Origin of the sequence: Pseudomonas sp. L13, assembly GCF_009935965.1 — a bacterium.
GTDB lineage: Bacteria > Pseudomonadota > Gammaproteobacteria > Pseudomonadales > Pseudomonadaceae > Aquipseudomonas > Aquipseudomonas lactis.
In genome coordinates this window covers 1-533 of record NZ_QODJ01000172.1, presented here as the reverse complement: position 1 = coordinate 533, position 533 = coordinate 1, and the positions used below count along the sequence as shown (strand labels likewise).

1 protein-coding gene is annotated in these 533 nt (G+C 61.7%); it reads left to right on the top strand.

What is annotated here, in order from left to right; all coding sequences use genetic code 11:
• Positions 1-533 (top strand): DUF6531 domain-containing protein (locus tag DK871_RS28530; protein ID WP_256677543.1); only part of this gene is annotated, 533 nt, incomplete at both ends.

The following is a 533-nucleotide window of genomic DNA, read 5'->3' as shown; positions in this document are numbered from 1 at the left end:
GCCATGATCTGGCTGGAGGCGTTACCGCCCAGTGAGGTCGCGCAAGCGGCCGCAGGTTTTATGGTGTCGTTGCTGATTGACCTGGTGATTGGCGCGGTGTTGACCATCGTGTTGCCGGCGGCAGGCGTGGCGTATTTGAGTATGCGCCTGGTCAAGTACGGTGCGCAGGTGCTTCAGTCGGCCGTGGATTTCGTGACCGGTGTGCTAACGATCCTCACCAAGTTCATGCAGGCGGTGGACCGCTACAAGGCGGTGGCGGTTCGCGGGGTGGTGGGAGGGCTCAAGCAAGGCACGATGCAGATGCGCTGGCGGGCACGGCAGAACGCGGTGCTGACGCAAAAAGAGCGTGTGGATGATGTGCCTGTTGTGGCCTCGAACCCGAAAGGGGATGCGGCTGCTTCGGCGGACAAAACCGTTACCCACGGTTGCCCGGTGTCGATGGTCACTGGCGAGGAATTGCTGACCCTCACCGATGGTGCGTTGGACGGGATCTTGCCGTTTGAGTGGACGCGGTTGTACCGCACCAGTGCTGT